This window comes from Methylobacterium sp. P3_A11, from assembly GCF_056403155.1.
This window is the reverse complement of sequence record NZ_JBFUGA010000016.1, coordinates 52,867-71,006: the sequence shown is the minus strand read 5'-3', so window position 1 is coordinate 71,006 and position 18,140 is coordinate 52,867. Positions and strand designations below refer to the sequence as shown.

Genomic DNA, 18,140 nt, shown 5'->3' with positions numbered 1-18,140 from the left:
CGGGCCAAGACCTCGCCGCCGTGTCAGGCGCCCGTAGCTCAGCTGGATAGAGCACCAGACTACGAATCTGGGGGTCAGAGGTTCGAATCCTTTCGGGCGCGCCATTCGACTTAGCCTTGACTAGCTGAACGGCGAAGCTTCCGCTTCTCGGAAAACTGCACTCTGAAGTGCTGCGCTTCGCTGGTACCATTGGGTCTGACCGTCCCATGGCCGGTTTCAGTCCGAGACAGATCCAGGCTGAAGCATCATCAAGCCGCCATGCCGACGTCGGGTCGCTGCCGCTGCCTTGCGCGTGAGTCTCTCGGGTCGTTGGCTAAAAGACCCCTTTGATCTGTCGGCGGGTGGGTGTCGGCTGCAAGGGCCGGGAGGACTCGGAGGCCGTCACGGATCTGCGCGTGCGCCTGTAGTGCGGGGATGCAGTCCCGCCTCTCCGACCCGTCCGATCTCGGAACCCTCCGCCGTCAGCCAAGGAACGCTCCACCATTGGGGAGCCAATCCAGTCCATGCCGACATAGTCGCCGGGCGCGAGCCCACGCGCGACATGGGCCTGGAAGATCGCGCGGTCGATCGGTCCATCCAGCGCGAACAGGACACGCGCCGACCCAATCGGACAGGTCCGTCAGGCGCTCTGGAGGGCTGCGCCTTGCTAGGCGGTCTCCGGCCGTCGGAGACCCAGTTGCTCCTCGACCTGCCGACGCATCACGTATTTCTGAACCTTGCCCGAAACCGTCATCGGAAATTCGTCCACGAACTGGATGTATCTCGGGATTTTGTGATGCGCGATCTGTCCCACGCAGAAGGTGCGCACCTCCTGCTCCGACAGGGTTTCCCCCACGCGCGGCTTGATCCAGGCGCAGAGTTCCTCGCCGTAAGTCCGGTCGGCCACCCCGAAGATCTGAACATCCTGGATCTTCGGATGAAGAAAGAGAAACTCCTCGACTTCGCGCGGATAGATGTTCTCGCCGCCACGGATCACCATGTCCTTGATGCGGCCTACGATGTTGCAATACCCCTCGCCGTCCAGCGTCGCGAGGTCGCCGGTGTTCATCCATCCGGCGGCGTCGAGCACCTCCGCAGTCCTCTCGGCGTCGCCCCAATATCCGAGCATGACCGAGTAGCCGCGGGTGCAGAGTTCGCCGCGCTCGCCCCGCGGGACCACGCGCCCCTCCGGATCCACGATCTTGACTTCGAGATGCGGGTGGATCCGCCCGACGGTGGTGACGCGCCGCTCCAGCGGGTCGTCGCTCGCGCTCTGAAAGCTTACCGGGCTGGTCTCGGTCATGCCGTACGCGATGGTGACGTCCTGCATGCTCATGTGCTCGACGACCCGTCGCATCACCGCGATCGGGCACGGCGCGCCCGCCATGATCCCCGTCCGCAGCGAATGCAGATCGAACTGCGCGAAGTCGGGATGGTCGAGTTCGGCGATGAACATGGTCGGTACGCCGTAGAGCGCTGTGCAACGCTCCGCCTGCACGGTCTCCAGCGTGGCGCGGGGATCGAAGCCCTCGCCCGGGTAGACCATGGCGCAGCCATGGGTCAGCGCCGCAAGGTTGCCCATCACCATGCCGAAGCAATGGTAGAGCGGCACCGGGATGCAGATCCGGTCCTCGGCGCTCAGCCGCATCGCGCGGCCGACGAAGTAGCCGTTGTTGAGGATGTTGTGGTGGGTCAGCGTCACACCCTTCGGAGAGCCGGTGGTGCCGCTGGTGAACTGGATGTTGGCCGCATCGTCGAACTGGATCACCCCGGCAAGGTCGCGCAACGCGGCGTGCTCGGCCGCGCCGGCACGGCGCGCGAGGGCATCGAAGGGGATCGTTCCCGGAGCCGGCGGTCCGCCGATCTGGATGACCGTGCGCAGGTGCGGCAGGCGGGCGGCGGACAGACGGCCCGGCTCCGAGGTGGCGAGCTCGGGGGCCAGGGTGTCGAGCATCCCGAGATAGTCGCTGGTCTTGAACGCGGTCGCCGTCACGAGGGCGGTGCAGCCGACCGTGTTGAGCCCGAATTCCAGCTCCGTCAGCCGGTAGGCCGGATTGACCGTCACCAGGATCAGCCCCGCCCGGGCGGCGGCGAACTGGGTCAACACCCACTCGGCGCGATTGAGCGACCAGATGCCGACCCGGTCGCCGCGCCGGAGGCCCAGGGCGAGCAGGCCGGCCGCGACGGCGTCGACGTCATCCTTCAGCGCGCGCCAGGTCCACCGCGTGCCCTGAGCGTGCGCGACCAGGGCGGTCCGGTCCGGCCAGGTCGCGGCGGCACGGTCCAGGGCCTGGCCGATGGTCAGGCCGAGCAGGGGCTCGCCGATCGCCCCATGGACATAACTCAGCCCCCGGTCGCTCATGTCGTCCTCCCCTGTGCCTTCGAACACGCGCCACGCTCGGTCACCGGCCGGAGCCGGCCGCTGGGTCAGGGTGTCGGCTGTGCGGCGGCCAGAGCGCGCGCGACCTTCGAGGCCGGCGCAATGCCCAGGTGGCGCGCGATCGACCGGCCGGCCTCGGCGAGGGCATCGAGATCGATGCCGGTCGCGATGCCCATGCCGTGCAGCATGTAGACGACGTCCTCGGTGGCGACGTTGCCGGCGGCGCCCGGCGCGTAGGGGCAGCCCCCGAGCCCCGCCACCGCGCTGTCCACCACCGACACGCCGAGTTCCAGGCAGGCGAGGATGTTGGCCAGGGCCTGCCCGTAGGTGTCGTGGAAATGCAGGGCGATCGCCTGCACCGGTACGTCGGCGGCCACCCGCTCGATCAGCCGTTGGGCCTTGAGCGGCGTGCCGGTCCCGATCGTGTCGCCCAGCGCGATCTCGTGACAGCCCATCGCGTGCAGGGACGCGGCGACGCGGGCGACCGCCTCCGGGGCGACATCGCCCGCGTAGGGGCAGCCCAGGACGCAGGACACGTAGCCCCGCACCCGCAGGTTCTTCGCACGCGCCGCCTCCAGCACCGGAGCGAAGCGGTCGAGGCTCTCGGCGATCGAGCCATTGATATTGCGCCGGGAAAAGCTCTCCGAGGCGGCGGCGAACACCGCGACCTCGCGCACCCCGCAGGCGAGAGCCCGCTCCAGGCCCTGCAGGTTCGGGACGAGCACGGAGTAGACGACCTCGGGCCGGGGGCGCAGCCGCGCCAGGACCTCGGCAGTGTCGGCCATCTGCGGCACCCATCGGGGCGACACGAAGCTGCCGGCCTCGATGTGGGTCAGCCCGGCCTCGGCCAGGGCCTCGATCAGCGCCGCCTTGACCGCGATCGGCACCGTCGCGGGCTCGTTCTGGAGCCCGTCCCGCGGCCCGACCTCGACTACGCGCACCCGGCCCGGATAGCTCATGCGGGCCGCTCCTCAGTCGCGAAGGTGACGATCTCGGTGCCCTCCTCGACCCTGTCGTCGACAGCGTGGCGGACCTCGGCGATGGTGCCGTCCTGCGGGGCGCGGAGGGTGATCTCCATCTTCATCGCCTCGATCACAAGGAGTGGCGCGTTCCTCTCCACCACGTCGCCGGGCCGCACCCAGACCTGGGTCACGCGGCCAGGCACGGGGGCCTTCACCCGGTCGCTGCCGGCCGCCTCGGTCCGGGGCGGGGCGAGGGGATCGACGTGGATGAGCGTCGCGTTCCGCCCGCCGACGACCACCGTCAGCGCCGCGTCCTGTCGGACCACGCGGAGCCGCCGCCAGATGCCGTCCAGCATCAGCCGCGCCCCCTCGGCGTCCTCGGCGAGGGCGGCCCGGACGCTGCCGCCCGGCAGGTCGAGGCGGGCGCCGCCGTCGGGCAGCGGATACGCCCGCACGGCGACGKGCGGATCGTCGCTCCGGCGGAACAGCAGGTCCTGGTAGGCCTCCCCGTTCATCCGCCAGGCATCCGTTTCGGCCCAGGGCGACCAGGGATCGCCGCCCGCCCGCGCCTGCGCGGCGACCGCCGCGCGCTGGTCGCGCAGCACGGTCAGGGCGGCGGCGGCCCAGACGGCGGACTCGATCCCGTCGGCCGGGCGCGTCGCCATCAGGTCGGCCGCGTGGCGGGCGATGAAGCCGGTATCGAGCTCGGCCCTCCCGTAGGCGGGATGGGCCGCGATGGCGCGCAGCAGGCCGAGATTGGTCGTCACGCCGACCACCTCATACGCGGCGAGCGCGGCGGCGAGCTGCCGGACGGCGGCGGGGCGGTCCTCGCCCCAGACGACCAGCTTGGCGATCATCGGGTCGTAATCCGGCGTGATCCGGTCGCCCTGCGCGATCCCGGAGTCGACGCGCACCCGGCCCGGCACCTCCTGCGGCTGGCGCAGGTGGACGAGCGTGCCGACCGTGGGCAGAAAATCCCGTTCCGGATCCTCGGCGTAGACCCGTGCCTCGATGGCGTGGCCCTGCAAATGCAATCCCTCGGCGCCGAGGGGCAGCCGCTCGCCTGCGGCCACGCGCAACTGCCACTCCACCAGATCGAGGCCGGTGACCATCTCGGTCACCGGATGCTCGACCTGCAGGCGGGTGTTCATCTCCATGAAGTGGAAGGCCTCGCCCTCGGCGATGAACTCCACCGTGCCGGCGCCGACATAGCCGACCGCCCGGGCCGCCGCGACGGCGGCCTCGCCCATCCGCGCGCGCCGGGCCGGGTCCATCCCGGGGGCCGGTGCCTCCTCGAGGACCTTCTGGTGGCGCCGCTGGATCGAGCAGTCGCGCTCGAACAGCGAGACGATGGTGCCGTGGCTGTCGGCGAAGACCTGGATCTCGATGTGCCGGGGTCGGGTCAGGTATTTCTCGATCAGCACCCGGTCGTCGCCGAAGGAGGCCTGCGCCTCGCGCTGGGCGCCGGCGAGCGCGGCCTCGAACTCCGTGGCCGACCCGACGACGCGCATGCCCTTGCCGCCGCCGCCCGCCGACGCCTTGATCAGCACCGGGTAGCCGATGCGGGCGGCCGCCTCCTTCAGAACTGGGAGGTCCTGCGCCGCGCCGTGATAGCCGGGCACCAGGGGCACCCCGGCGCGCTCCATCAGCGCTTTGGCCTCGGCCTTCGAGCCCATGGCGCGGATCGCGGCAGGGGGCGGGCCGATGAATACGAGGCCGGCTTCGGCGCAGGCGGCGGCGAAGTCCGCGTTCTCCGACAGGAACCCGTAGCCGGGATGGATCGCCTCCGCCCCGGCGCGGCGGGCGACGTCGAGGATCCGCGCGCCCACGAGGTAGCTCTGGCGCGCCGGGGCGGCGCCGATCGGCCAGGCCTCGTCGGCCATCCGGGTGTGGCGGGCGCCGGCATCCGCCTCCGAATAGACCGCGACCGTGCCGATGCCGAGGCGCCGGGCTGTGGCGATCACCCGGCAGGCGATCTCCCCGCGGTTGGCGATCAGGATCTTGCCGAACATGGCCGCCCCCTCAATCCCGCCGCCACGGGGGCGGGCGCTTGTCGAGGAAGGCGGCCATGCCCGCCTGCCCCTCGTCGGAGGCCCGGCGCTGCGCGATGCGCCGCCCCGTCTCGCGCCCCAGGTCGGGGTCCACCGGCCGCCCCTCGCACAGGAAGACGAGGTCCTTGGCTTCGGCCTGCGCGCCCGGGGCGCCCTGAAGGATGTTGCGCAGCACCTCCGCGCCGGCCGCCCCCAGCCGGTCGTCCGGCACCACCTCGTGCACGAGGCCGATCGCCCGGGCGCGTTCGGCGGAGAAGACCTCCGCAGTCTGGAACAGGCGCCTGGCCCAGCGGGGGCCGATCGCGTTGACCACGTAGGGGCCGATCGTCGCCGGGATCAGGCCGAGCCGCACCTCGCTCAGGCAGAAGCGCGCCCCCTCGGCGGCGATGGCGACGTCGCAGCAGGCCACGAGCCCGACGCCGCCGCCATAGGCCGCCCCCTGCACGAGGGCCAGGGTCGGCTTCGGCAGCCGGTCGAGGCTGTGCATCAGACCTGCAAGGCCCGCGGCGTCCGCGCGGTTGCTGTCCAAGGACTGGCCGGCGATCCGGCGCATCCACGCGAGGTCCGCCCCCGCCGAGAAGCTGGGGCCGGCACCCGCCAGGACCACCGCCCGGATTCCGGGATCGGCGCCCAGCCGGTGCAGGGATGCGGTCAGCGCGGCGATCAAGGCATCGTCGAAGGCGTTGTGCTGGTCCGGACGGTTGAGCGTCAGGGTGGCGACCCCGTCGTCGTCGACCGCCTCCAGCAAGGTGCTGCTCATCCCGCGCCTCCTACATCCGAAACAGGCCGAAGCGGGTCTCGGGGATCGGCGCGTTGAGGCTCGCCGAGAGCCCGAGCGCCAGGACGCGGCGCGTGTCGGCGGGGTCGATCACCCCGTCGTCCCAGAGCCGGGCGCTCGAGTAGTAGGGGTGGCCCTGCTGCTCGTATTGCTCCCGGATCGGCGCCTTGAAGGCCTCCTCCTCCGCCGCCGACCACGTGCCGCCGCGGCCCTCGATGCCGTCGCGCCGGACCGTGGCCAGGACCGAGGCGGCCTGCTCGCCGCCCATCACGCCGATCCGGGCGTTCGGCCACATCCAGAGGAAGCGCGGCCCGTAGGCCCGTCCGCACATGCCGTAATTGCCGGCCCCGAAGCTGCCGCCGATCAGGACGGTGAATTTCGGCACCGCCGCGGTGGCGACGGCGGTGACCATCTTGGCCCCGTCCTTGGCGATACCGCCTGCCTCGTAGCGCCGGCCGACCATGAAGCCGGTGATGTTCTGGAGGAACACCAGGGGCACGCCGCGCTGGGCGCAGAGTTCGATGAAGTGCGCGCCCTTCTGCGCGCTCTCCGCGAACAGGATGCCGTTGTTGGCCACGATCCCGACCGGGTAGCCCCAGACATGGGCGAAGCCGCAGACCAGGGTCTGCCCGTAGAGCCGCTTGAACTCGTCGAAGTCGCTGCCGTCCACGAGCCGGGCGATGACCTCGCGCACGTCGTAGGGGGTCCGGCGGTCGGCCGGCACCGCCGCGTAGATCTCCTCGGCGGCGTAGCGCGGCGGCTCGGGGCGCCGCAGCGCGAGGGCGGGCCGCTTCACCGCGTTCAGGCCGGCCACGATCCGGCGGGCGATGCCGAGGGCGTGGGCGTCGGTCTCCGCGATGTGATCGGTCACGCCCGAGGTCCGGCTGTGCACGTCGGCACCCCCGAGTTCCTCGGCGCTGACCACCTCGCCGGTGGCGGCCTTCACCAGCGGCGGCCCGCCGAGGAAGATCGTCCCCTGGCCACGGACGATGATCGACTCGTCGCACATCGCCGGCACGTAGGCGCCGCCCGCGGTGCAGGAGCCCATCACCACGGCGATCTGGGCGATCCCCTGCGCCGATAGGGTGGCTTGGTTGTAGAAGATGCGCCCGAAATGGTCGCGTCCCGGAAAGACCTCGTCCTGGTTGGGCAGGTAGGCGCCGCCGCTGTCGACCAGGTAGAGGCAGGGCAGCCGGTTCTGCTGCGCGATCTCCTGCGCGCGGAGGTGCTTCTGCACCGTCATCGGGAAATAGGTGCCGCCCTTCACGGTCGCGTCGTTGGCGACGATCATGCACTCGCGCCCCGCGACGCGCCCGATGCCGGCGACGATCCCGGCCGAGGGGACCTCGCCGCCGTAGAGGCCGTGCGCGGCGAGTTGGCCCACTTCCAGGAAGGGCGAGAACGGGTCGATCAGCGCGCGGATCCGGTCACGGGGCAGGAGCTTGCCGCGGGCGCGATGCCTCTCCCGCGCGGCCTCGCCGCCGCCGAGGCGGACGCGGTCGGCGGTCTCGCGCAAGTCCGCCACCAGGGCGCGCATGGCCTCGGCATTGGCGCGGGCCTCGGGGGTACGCGGATCGAGCGCGGATTCGATCATCGGCATGGCGCCCGTCCCCCGTTCCGACCGGATTCACGCATCGCCCGCTGCACCGACGATGGCCGCAGAGAACCCATCGCCCCTCGTGCGGGGGGAGGGGGGCGTCGTGGGCTCAAGGGCGCGACGTGCGAACATCGTAGCCTCCCCTCAGTCCGTCTCGGCGAACAGCTCGCGGCCGATCAGCATGCGCCGGATCTCGCTCGTCCCGGCGCCGATCTCGTAGAGCTTGGCGTCGCGCAGCAGCCGGCCGGTCGGATAGTCGTTGATGTAGCCGTTGCCGCCGAGCGCCTGGATCGCCTCGAGCGCCACGGCGGTCGCCCGCTCGGCCGCGAACAGGATCGCGCCGGCGGCATCCTTCCGCGTCGCCTGCCCGCGGTCGCAGGCCCGCGCCACGGCGTAGACATAGGCCCGGGCGGCGTTCGTCGCCGTGTACATGTCGGCGATCTTGCCCTGCATCAGCTGGAACGCGCCGATCGGCTCTCCGAACTGCCGGCGCTCGTGGACATAGGGCAGGACGACGTCGAGGCAGGCGCGCATGATGCCGAGCGGCCCCGCCGCCAGCACGGCGCGCTCGTAGTCGAGGCCCGACATCAGCACGTTGACGCCGCGCCCGACGGTGCCCAGCACGTTCTCCTCCGGCACTTCGCAATCCCGGAAGACCAATTCGCAGGTGTTGGAGCCGCGCATCCCGAGCTTGTCGAGCTTCTGCGCGGTGAAGAATCCGGAAAATCCCTTCTCGATCAGGAACGCCGTGATGCCCCGCGGGCCGGCTCCGGGGTCCGTCTTGGCGTAGACCACCAGCACGTCGGCATCGGGGCCGTTGGTGATCCACATCTTGGTGCCGTTCAGGACGTAGCGGTCGCCGCGCCTCTCGGCCCGCAGGCGCATGGAGACGACGTCGCTGCCGGAGCCCGGCTCCGACATGGCGAGCGCGCCGACATGCTCCCCCGTGATCAGCCGCGGCAGGTAGCGCCGCTTCTGGTCTTCGCTGCCGTTGCGACGGATCTGATTCACGCACAGGTTGGAATGCGCGCCGTAGGAGAGCCCGACCGAGGCCGAGGCACGGCTGATCTCCTCCATCGCCACCGCGTGCTCGAGGTAGCCGAGGCCGGCACCGCCATAGGCCTCCTCGACCGTGATGCCGAGCACGCCGAGCGCGCCGAACTTGCGCCAGAGATCCGCGGGAAAGGTGTTGGTCGCGTCGATCGCAGCCGCCCGGGGGGCGATCTCGGCGCGGGCGAAGCGCTCGACCGCGGCCCGCAGGGCGTCGGCGGTCTCACCCAGGCCGAAGTCGAAATCGCCGAGGCCGCTGGGCATGGCTCGTTTCCTCACCTGCGTATCGGCCGCGCGCCTCGTTATAAACGAACGTACGTTCGATTCGCCGGACTGGCAAGACGATTTACGAACGGTCGTTCGTTAACCTATAGCCGATGCCGGAGTGCACATTCTGTCGTGTTTGGCGTGCGCTATACCGTCTTCGGAGTGTCTCCGTGGGTCGCACCGCCGGATCGAATGGACCTCGCACGGCTGCGGCCATCCGCCAGGCCGGGCTTCGGCTCATCTATCGCCACGGGTATGAGGCGATGACCCTGCGCGCGCTGGCGGCCGAGGTCGGGATCCAGGCCGCCTCGCTCTACAATCACATCCGCAGCAAGCAGGATCTGCTGTTCGACATCATCCGCGACCACATGGAGACCCTGCTGGTGCAGACCGATGCGGCGCTGGCGACCGCCGCCGAGGAACCGGCGAGCCGGCTTCGCGCCTTCGTGGCCCACCATGTCACCTATCATGTGGAGAAGAAGCAGGACGTCTTCATCGCGAACTTCGAACTGCGATCCCTCGATCCCGAGCATTACACGGCGATCGTCGCGATGCGCAGGGCCTACGAAGACAGATTGGTCGCGCTGCTCGACCTCGGCGTCGCCGCGGGAGACTTCGAGATCCGCGACACGCGGGTTGCCGGCTACGCGATCCTCGGCATGCTCACCAGCGCCTGCACGTGGTACAGGCCCGAAGGTCGGATGACCAAGACGGAGGTCGTCGATCTCCATACCGATCTGGCGCTCCATGGGTGCCTTCGGCGCCAGCGATAACGGCTCGAACCCTCAGGGACGGCGCATCCGAAGCCCGTCGTCGGGGCTCTGACATGGGCGCGGATCGGGCGGCCGATCAAGCCGGAGGCCTTGCGCGCAATGGGTTTGCGGAGCAACCGTTCCGCGTCTGGAGCCCGCACGGCTTCCATGACCGCACGCGACGGCTCGGAAGCTGACGATGCGGAGAGTCCGTCCCGAGCCGGCACCAGCCCGTCCGGGGAGCGGGTTCGCCCCCCCCGGTTGGATGGGCGAGAGCGGAGGCTGCGCTTGGCGAGCGCAATTGCCGGCCTGCGTCAGCACCCGAAGATTGTGGGCGGTTCAGATCAACGCCCACGCCGCCCGGACGTGATCGAGACCGCGCATCGTCAACCGTCGAAAGCGACCGGCCTGCTGCGTCCGCCCGAATATCGGCTCGACGACCGGCTTCCTGCGGCGACAGCCTCCGGCGCCAGTGTCCTTCAGGTGGGCGGCCAAGGGGCAGCCTGCCTGAAGCGACGCCGGAAGGGGGCTATGACATGCCAGGCGCGGCCTTCGCGGCGTCGCGGGCGCAAAGGGATCGCGCATCCCGACGCGCGCGATCCGGCGATTGCCGGTCCCCGACGGCTCGGCGGATGACCGCCCGGATCTCGGAGCCCGTCGCGGCACCGGAAGACAGGCCGGACCGATCAGGCGGCGGGGACCTTGATGCTCGCCTGGTCGGAATCCTCGCGGAGGAAGTATTTGTTTGTCAGATACGCGACCTCAGTCCGGTTCTTAGCGCGCAGCTTTTTCATGATATTGCGGACGTGAACCTTGACGGTGCTCTCGCACATGTTGAGTTCGTACGCGATGATCTTGTTGGGCGTACCCTTCCGGAGCGCGCGGGCGACGCAGAGCTGGCGCGGCGAGAAGATCTCGTCGTTGGCGGTCTCGACCGGCTCGTCGACCTTGATATTGGCCAGGAGCGGCAAGAGGCACTCGGCCGGGATGTAGACGCCGCCCGCTTGGACGAGCTGCAGAGCCTGAAGGGCGATATCGACCGAGGTCGTCGTCGGAATGTAGCCTTTGATTCCGAGCTTGATGATGCGCACGATCTGATCGAGGTTCTCGCCGTCGGAGATCATCGCGACGGGGGGCACGCTGCCGTCGCCCTGGAGAGACGCCAGCTCGCGCGTCGTCTCATTCCACTCGTCCTCGGTGAGATTCCCATCGGGCCGGCAAAGGACGACCACGCTGGCGGTGGCGTGGGGCATCTGCCGCTTCCAGGCTTTGATGTCCGGGAAGACCTCGAACGAGCCGTGCTTGTCGGCGGCGCTGAGCGACGAGGCGAGGCACCGACCGACAAGCTGCCGCCGATCGATGATGACGGTGAGATTGGCGTGTGTCCGGGACTTGTCCCGCGGCTCGACGGCGGCTGGATCTCCACCCTCACCCGCGAAGCCACGGTGGCTTTCGGCCGTGCTCTGCTCACCGATGATGAGCTCGCGCCGAGTACCAAGACTGGCCATTAGTCATTCCCTCCTCTTGAAGGAAGCCCAGCATCAGCGTGGACCTGTCTACTCATGGGCGCACTCACGACCTTGCGGCGGAGAAATGCGGCCGCATCCGCCGCCCTGGAACGCCTGCTGTTGATCGCTGATACAATGCTAACTTCGCTAAAATCGTCTGTAAATACCCTATCTGCCATTAACAGGCCGGAAATTTGCGCCAATACAATTTTCATCGACTACGTACGTACAGCGTAGTGGGGTGAATATTTTCAACTGCGTTCGCTCTTGGGGTGGGTTGGGAGAATAATAGACTCGGTAAGTAGATTTAAAGTAAATAGTTCGAAGTGTTCGTTGTCTTGTCGGGCAAAGTGGGGCGCTTCGAAAAGGCCCGGTTTCCGAAAGACTTCCCACCGGATGGTCTTTCCGGCGAGCGGGGCCGCTTTTGGCGGCGCCATCCGTCATCTAAATATTTGATATCAGAGTATTTCTTTTTCTAGAAGATGCAGAGGCGGCATTGGGGCAAAAAGGCAACAGGCGCGTCGCACGGCGCAGGGCTGCTGGCCATGAGGACTGATTTCGTACGTAAATTTCCGCGCCGACCGCGGTTGTGGCGCTGGATCTGTGCCGCGACCCTGCGCCGCTTCCTGCGTGGCACGATCATCGGAACGATCGCCCTGACCCGAATCGCTCAGGCGTCGAACGGACGATGGAGGACGGCATCGGTTTCGGTGCGACGATCCCCGGGAGCGAGCGGACGTCGGGAGGCGCGGGCAGGGCCGATCGGGCCGCTGCGGCGACCGCCTTCGCCGCTTCGCGATGGCCGGTCATGGCCGTGCCTCCGATGCACGAGCCCACCGCCTTCGCCAGTCCCGAGCCCGCAGCCGACGGCGTCGGGCTGCGGGCCGTGTGACTGCGGGACTGCGAGCTGCGGTGTCCCATGCGGCAATCGGCATCTGCGCCCACCTCCGGACGACCCGTCCCTGCCGCTTCGCGGACCCGTTCAGTCAGGGATTCTGGGCCGTGACACTGGTCGGCAGGCGGAACGACGCGCCGGTCTCGCTCCGCGCGGCGCCCGCACCGGTCGACGAGGTGTGGACGTCCCCGGCCGGCGAGAGAGTGAGGCTCGGCATCTCGACCTTCACGGTATCGCCCGGCTCGACGAGCATGTCCTCGGCGGCCGGCATCACGGTGGACTTGCCGTCGATCACCCGGATGATCGTGTAGACCGGGCTCGATGCGGCGGCCCGGGCACGTTCGGCGAGAAACCGCGGGGCGGTCACTTCAGCCTCGCGGATCAGGCGCTGCGTCGTCTCGAGGCGGCGGTTGATTTCCTCCAGGCGCGCCGCGGTCTTCCGCCCGTCGGTCACGATCTCATCGATGCGCTTGTTGCGCAGCTCCAGGATCGAGATGCTGGCGCGACCGATCTCTTGCTGCGCCTTCAGGCGCGTCGCGTCGAGACGTAGCCGGTCGCCTTCGAGTTGCGCGACGTTCCGCTCCAGCGCCAGCTGGCGCGGCGCCGCCGTGAGACCCTTCTCGACCAGGATGGCGACGCTCTGAAGCTCCTTCTGGAACAGTTTCGTCTGGGTATCCTGCGTGACGAGCTGGCCCTCGATGGACTCGATTTCCTTCGCGAAGAAGACCTTCAGCTGCTCGAGGGCGCGCGTCTGCTCCTTGAAGGACTCCCAGCGGACGCGAAAGATCTGCGTCTCCTGGGTGACGATCAGGCCGATGCCGGGTTTGCTCTCCTGTCCCTTGAGGAAGGGCGGCACCTCGAAGGTCTCGAGCCCCTTGCGCTCGGCTTCGAGCCGCGCCTGGCGCACGAGCAGCCCGTCGCGCTCGTTCATGAGAACGGACATCTCGCCCTGCGCGGTGATGGCATCGCGTTCGAGGCGCAGAAGACCGGCGTCCGCGACGCGCATGAGGCCGCCACCGATCGTCAGCGCCTGCAGGACCGTCAGATCCGGCCGGAATGGGTATTCCCCAGGCTTGTCGACCTGTCCGACGATGTAGAACGGCCGGAACTGCGTCACGTTGAGCGAGGTGTCGGGCTTCTCCGCGAGGCCGAGCCGGCGTTGGAGCCGGTCGGCGATCACGTCGGCCAGTTCCGCCGGCGTCCGCCCGGCAGCGACGACGGAGCCGGCCACGGGCAGCAGCATGGCGCCGTCGGCTCCGACGGTGAATTCCTCGCCCAGGGCTTCCCACTCGAACAACTGGTCCTGCGTGGCGCGCCATTCGTAGACACGCAGCCGCACCTTGTCCTGAGGTCCAAGCCGATACTCCGCGGCATCGGCCGGGACGCCCACGCAGGCGAGGCCGAGAAGGCAGACGGGCATCAGGCGGCGGAGCCGGCCGCGCAATGTCGAACGCGGGCGTGCCGAGACCGGGGCCATGCCGGCCGGGATCCCTCCGAGGGTCGTGGTGCGCTCCAGGTCCGTCGGACCTGGCCCATGTCGATCCCGCCGGGCCATGCTCGATCTCCAGATGGTCTCAAAGCTCAAGGATGGCCTCCGGCCTCAGCCGGCCAAGCAGCAGGTGGGCGGTACCGAGGACGTTGCCACGCAGGCGTCCGCGCCGGTCGATATAGGCTTCGGGCCACAGGCTCCGGATGACGTTGGCCGTCACGTTGCGGGCGACGAGCCGGAGCGCGTAGGGCAGCGGCATTGTTCCCTTGCGGACGAGGTAGAAGGGGTTGGCCACCTGCGAGTAGCCGAGGCGGTAGCCGCTCACGCGGCCTGCCTTCACGCCCAAATGAACACCGAGGATCGTCGTGACGGAGACGACGCGCCCGTAGCGGCGAAGCTGGCTCGTGAAATCGGTGTCTTCCTGCCAGCCATAGAGCGGCAGCCGTTCGTCGAACCGCAAGGTTCCGATCAGCGCGGTCCGTATCGTCATGTTGCACCCGTAGGCGCCGAAGTGGTCCTTCACCTTCGCCGGCCCGGCCGCGCGCGTGGCCCGAAGCTCCGCCAGTCCTTCATCGAAGCTGAAGCCGGCGCTGCACGCGCCATCCTTGACGACGTTGCCCATGGCGACGGCGAAATCGGCGTTCTCCTCGAACTGTTCTTCGACGCGCTCGAGATAGTCGTCGGCGGGAATGAAATCATCGTCGAAGAAGGTGATGAGGTCGAAATTTTCCTGACACCGATCGAGCGCCTGATTGCGCTGCGCGCACAGGCCGCGTTTTCCGTAGACGCTCGTGACCGGAAAGGATCGCGCCTCGACCGTGCCGATATGGCTCGCATCCGGACTTGAGATCATGACCGCGTCGGGCAGGCGGCTCTGCGACTCGAGATGTGCGAGCAGCCTCTCGACCGCGCCGATGCGCCCGACCGTCGGTATCACCACTACGAGTCGCATGTGCGCCCAGGGCCTCCGGAAATCCCACGGCGACACTACCGGCGGCGGATAGGGGCCGGTCCGCCTCCTTTCGGATGATGCCCCGCCCCTCCGGTACGTCCTGCGAGCGCGCCGAAGGCCGGCCCACCCTCCGGCGCGCACAATGGGCGGATGCCGAAGATCCAGTGTTACCGCCTGTGTGCGGCGGACAACGTCGTTCAAACAGCTATTCTGTCGCTGCTCTCATCGTGCACGGTCAGATGTGGTCTGCGGATGCACGGTCGAAATCGGTGAGAACCGGAGAATTCAGCTGTTAAACGCTCTCACACCGCCCATGGCCCGCCAGCCCCTGATCGCGGAGCCGCCCGTCGCCGAGCCGCCCGTCGCCGAGCCGCCCGTCGCGGCGGTGCGCGGCGTCCCGCTGCCGATCGACGACGCGGGCTCCGCGAAGGTCGCCCTCGTGCACGATTGGTGTCCGGCCTTCCGCGGCGGCGAGCGCGTCGCCGCCCGGCTCGCCGGACTTCTGAATGTCAGGAATGTCTACACGCTGTTCGATTTCCTGCCGGATGCCGTGAAGAACGAGCATTTCCCCGATCTGACGTTCCACACGTCGGTCGCGAACGGGCTGCCGGGGATCGAGCGCTATTACCGCGCCCTGTTCTTCGCCTGCCCGTTCCTGATCGAGCAGTTCGACGTCACGGCCTACGACGTCGTCGTCAGCTCCTCGGCGGCGTTCGCCCGCGGTGTCCTGACACGGCCGGAGCAGCCGCATCTCTGCTACGTCCACAGCCCGGCCCGGTATGCCTGGGACGAGCAGTTCTCCTATCTGGGGCAGGCGAAGCTCGGCTACGGTCCGCTCGGACTTCCGATCCGCTACATGCTCCACGGGTTGCGGACCTGGGATACGCGCACCGCGCACGGCCCGGACCTGATGCTCGCCAACTCGCGCTACGTGCAATCCCGCATCCGCCGGATCTACGGGCGCGATGCGCGGGTCGTGCATCCGCCGGTCCCGACCGACGACATCCCGTTCGTCGAAGCGAAGGATGACTACTTCGTCACGGCTTCCTTCCTGGTGCCCTACAAGCGCGTCGACCTGGTCGTGCGGGCCTTCAACGCGATGCCGTCGCGCCGCCTCGTCGTGGTGGGCGAGGGGCCGGACCTGGCGGCGCTGCGTGCCCTCGCCGGCCCCAACGTCACGTTCGCAGGGCATCTGCCCCGGAAGCAGTTCGTTCGGGTCATGGCCGAAGCGCAGGCGATGGTCTTCGCCGGGTGCGAGGATTTCGGGATCACGATGGCCGAGGCCCAGGCCTGTGGCACGCCCCTCATCGCCTTCGAGCGCGGGGGCGCGAACGACATCGTCCGCACCCTCGGAAGCAGCGAGCGGCCGACCGGCCTCCTGTTCCGGGAGCAATCCGAGGCTGCGATCATCGCGGCGGTGGAGCACTTCGACGCGTGCCGGGGACGGATCCTGCCGGAGTTCTGTGCGACCAGCGCCGCGCGCTTCTCGGTGGAGCGCTTCGATCGGGCGATCCTGCAGGCGTTCGAGGATGTGAGAGCCCTCAACCGCGAGCGGCTCAGCGCCCCTCCGGACCTGGACTGAGCCGGGCCGTCGAGGTCGGCCGCGTCTCCGGGGCAGCCACGCCGGCCGGCATCCGGTCCACGACGGCCATGAGGTCGAGGTAGCGGACTGCCGAGTCGGACCACCGGAAGGCCTTGACGCGCTCCTGACCGGCCCCGGAGAGGTGTCGGCGCAGGGCCGCATCGGCGCGCAGCCGCCGGAACGCGGCGAGCCATTCCCGGGGTTCGTTCGGATCGGCGTAGAGGGCGGCCGGCCCGCAGATCTCCGGAAGGCTGCCGGTGTTGGCGACGACCACCGGGCACCCGAGCACCATCGCTTCGAGCGGCGGTAGCCCGAACCCTTCGGTCAGCGAAGGGAAAGCCAGACAGAGCGCGTCCTTGAGGAGCGCGGCGAGCGCGGCGTCGTCGATCCTGCCGAGCCAGCGCACATTCCCGTGTTGCCGGCCGTCGACCGCACCGAAGATGCCGGGCACGGCCTGCCCGACCACGGCGATCGACAGTCCGTCCTCGGCGAGCGCGTCGGCGAGGCCCAGGATGAGGGCCGTGTTCTTGTGGCGCGCCTGAGAGCCCAGAAGCACGATCGTGTTCCGATCAGCGCCGTCTCGCGCCGCCGAGGCCTGCGGCCGGGTCCAGGCTTCGACGTGCTCGTGCCCGTCGGGGACGACTGCGATCCGCGCGGCGGGCCGCATCCCGTAATGACCGATCATCTGCGCGGAGAAATGTGAGACCGTCGTCAGCGCGGCGACGCGCCGACACAGGGCCGGCACGAGCGTCCGGTACAGCAGGCGGAAGGCCGGCGCGTAGCTCTCGGGCACGATGCGCGTGTTGACGTCGTGGAGGCACAGGATCTGCCGCCGGATCGCCAGGGGGCCGGTATTCCCGAGGCTGAGCAGGCCGTGCGGTACGTGGCGCGGCAGATCGATCTGCTCCCAGAGATGGCCGGTCCGGCGGCCCACCGTCCGGGTGGAGATGGCGCGCAGGTCGAGGGTGTCCCGGGCATCCGGCGGCATCAGCAGTTCGAGACGAAGCCTCTCCGTCCCGGGATGTCCCTCCGCCAGCATCCGATCGAGGGTGCACACGATCTCGCGCGCGTAGCGCTGCACGCCCGTGAGGGGTTGAGAGAGGAAGCGGCCGTTGATCACCCAGTGATGCATCTTGGACCGACCGCGCCCATCACGATCCATACTGCGACCGCCCCCTCTGCTCGCACGCGGAGCCGGACCTGTCAGGTTCGCCGAAAGTCGTAAGGCCGTGCGATCAAATGATCCGTTCAGCCGAGCCGGTGCGGTCCCTCTCGTTTCAGCGGCACGGGCGACGACCCCTGTTCGGGCACAGCCCTGTCGACGCCCCCACGCCAGGACCGGCACACGGGATCCGGTCCAGCGCCGTGAAAGCCGGGCGGAGGCTGGCGGAACAGGGCCGCCCGCCCCGCACCCTCCTCCGATCAGAGGGGCGCCCCCGAGGCCTCTCCGAATGGCTTACGTCAGGCCGCCGGAACGGATCTGTCCGGGCATCGTCCAAGCAAACTACCACAATTGCCAACTGACATTTCTATTTCGTCATCAATAAACATTTGTATCGCGGGCTCCGGACAATAGCACCGAACCAGCATCGACCTCTTACCGAGGAGAGAGCCTTGGCGGCTCGTTTTTACTTTGAGATCGCAAGCGCCGAAGAGACGATCCGAGATTGGGAAGGCGTCGAGGCCTCGGGACTCGAGGAAGCCCTGATCGAGGCGCGCAGCGTCATCGCCGAGATGGTCGAGGAGATCACCGCGTGCCGCCGGGGGCCGCCCTGGACCCTGCTCGTCCGGAACGAGGCCGGATGGTTGGTCGGCCGGCTGCCCATCCGGAAATGATGGAGGGAGGGCGAGACGGTGGCGGGCGACGCTCTGCGGCTCTTAAGATGTCGTTAACCTGT

The 18,140-nt window shown here is 68.9% G+C and carries 14 protein-coding genes and 1 tRNA gene; 5 read left to right on the top strand and 10 right to left on the bottom strand.

Translation table 11 applies throughout. The features are described 5' to 3' along the window. Positions 1-27: 27 nt before the first annotated feature. Positions 28-104, top strand: a tRNA-Arg gene (locus tag AC1DXK_RS07730). Positions 105-646: 542 nt separating this feature from the next. On the opposite strand, the gene AC1DXK_RS07725 is transcribed toward AC1DXK_RS07730, so the two are convergent. The 6 genes from AC1DXK_RS07725 to AC1DXK_RS07700 all read right to left on the bottom strand — a co-directional run bounded on the left by AC1DXK_RS07725 (position 647) and on the right by AC1DXK_RS07700 (position 9,061). After that, positions 647-2,341 carry an AMP-binding protein gene (locus AC1DXK_RS07725; protein ID WP_457106603.1) on the bottom strand — a complete coding sequence of 565 codons (1,695 nt, stop codon included), beginning with the start codon at positions 2,339-2,341 and terminating at the stop codon, positions 647-649. A 65-nt stretch (positions 2,342-2,406) separates the two neighbouring features. Then, complete coding sequence (locus AC1DXK_RS07720) at positions 2,407-3,318, bottom strand: hydroxymethylglutaryl-CoA lyase (protein WP_457106602.1); 912 nt, start codon at positions 3,316-3,318, stop codon at positions 2,407-2,409. After that, positions 3,315-5,333 (bottom strand): ATP-binding protein, encoded by a 2,019-nt coding sequence (locus AC1DXK_RS07715; RefSeq protein WP_477297356.1) that lies wholly within the window; start codon positions 5,331-5,333, stop codon positions 3,315-3,317. The genes AC1DXK_RS07720 and AC1DXK_RS07715 overlap by 4 nt, the downstream gene beginning before the upstream one ends. A gap of 10 nt (positions 5,334-5,343) precedes the next feature. After that, positions 5,344-6,132, bottom strand: a complete 789-nt coding sequence (locus tag AC1DXK_RS07710) for an enoyl-CoA hydratase/isomerase family protein (RefSeq protein ID WP_457106600.1) — start codon at positions 6,130-6,132, stop codon at positions 5,344-5,346. 10 nt (positions 6,133-6,142) lie between these two features. Then, positions 6,143-7,744, bottom strand: coding sequence for a carboxyl transferase domain-containing protein (locus AC1DXK_RS07705; protein WP_457106652.1), 1,602 nt, complete (start codon positions 7,742-7,744; stop codon positions 6,143-6,145). A 147-nt stretch (positions 7,745-7,891) separates the two neighbouring features. Further along, positions 7,892-9,061 (bottom strand): isovaleryl-CoA dehydrogenase, encoded by a 1,170-nt coding sequence (locus tag AC1DXK_RS07700; protein ID WP_457106599.1) that lies wholly within the window; start codon positions 9,059-9,061, stop codon positions 7,892-7,894. Positions 9,062-9,234: 173 nt separating this feature from the next. Between AC1DXK_RS07700 and AC1DXK_RS07695 the strand changes: the two genes are divergently transcribed. Further along, complete coding sequence (locus AC1DXK_RS07695) at positions 9,235-9,837, top strand: TetR-type transcription factor C-terminal domain-containing protein (RefSeq protein WP_457106598.1); 603 nt, start codon at positions 9,235-9,237, stop codon at positions 9,835-9,837. A 665-nt stretch (positions 9,838-10,502) separates the two neighbouring features. Here AC1DXK_RS07695 and AC1DXK_RS07690 read toward each other — a convergent pair. Continuing rightward, positions 10,503-11,324: a LuxR C-terminal-related transcriptional regulator gene (locus AC1DXK_RS07690; RefSeq protein ID WP_477297353.1), complete on the bottom strand. Its 822-nt coding sequence runs from the start codon at positions 11,322-11,324 to the stop codon at positions 10,503-10,505. Between the two features lie 688 nt (positions 11,325-12,012). On the opposite strand from AC1DXK_RS07690, the gene AC1DXK_RS07685 reads away from it, so the two are divergent. Beyond that, the gene (locus tag AC1DXK_RS07685; protein ID WP_457106596.1) at positions 12,013-12,216 is read left to right on the top strand and encodes a hypothetical protein; all 204 of its coding nucleotides are present in this window, start codon (positions 12,013-12,015) and stop codon (positions 12,214-12,216) included. 94 nt (positions 12,217-12,310) lie between these two features. Here AC1DXK_RS07685 and AC1DXK_RS07680 read toward each other — a convergent pair whose 3' ends face one another. Beyond that, entirely contained in the window at positions 12,311-13,774 is a 1,464-nt protein-coding gene (locus AC1DXK_RS07680) for a polysaccharide biosynthesis/export family protein (RefSeq protein ID WP_457106595.1), read from the bottom strand. A 19-nt stretch (positions 13,775-13,793) separates the two neighbouring features. Further along, positions 13,794-14,660 (bottom strand): glycosyltransferase family 2 protein, encoded by an 867-nt coding sequence (locus AC1DXK_RS07675; protein WP_457106594.1) that lies wholly within the window; start codon positions 14,658-14,660, stop codon positions 13,794-13,796. A gap of 313 nt (positions 14,661-14,973) precedes the next feature. Here AC1DXK_RS07675 and AC1DXK_RS07670 point away from each other — a divergent pair, with 313 nt between their 5' ends. After that, entirely contained in the window at positions 14,974-16,242 is a 1,269-nt protein-coding gene (locus AC1DXK_RS07670) for a glycosyltransferase (RefSeq protein WP_457106593.1), read from the top strand. On the opposite strand, the gene AC1DXK_RS07665 is transcribed toward AC1DXK_RS07670, so the two are convergent. Further along, entirely contained in the window at positions 16,217-17,374 is a 1,158-nt protein-coding gene (locus tag AC1DXK_RS07665; protein WP_477297350.1) for a glycosyltransferase family 4 protein, read from the bottom strand. The genes AC1DXK_RS07670 and AC1DXK_RS07665 overlap by 26 nt on opposite strands. Before the next feature lie 482 nt (positions 17,375-17,856). Here AC1DXK_RS07665 and AC1DXK_RS07660 point away from each other — a divergent pair, with 482 nt between their 5' ends. Further along, positions 17,857-18,078, top strand: coding sequence for a DUF6894 family protein (locus AC1DXK_RS07660; RefSeq protein ID WP_457106591.1), 222 nt, complete (start codon positions 17,857-17,859; stop codon positions 18,076-18,078). Positions 18,079-18,140 lie beyond the last annotated feature (62 nt).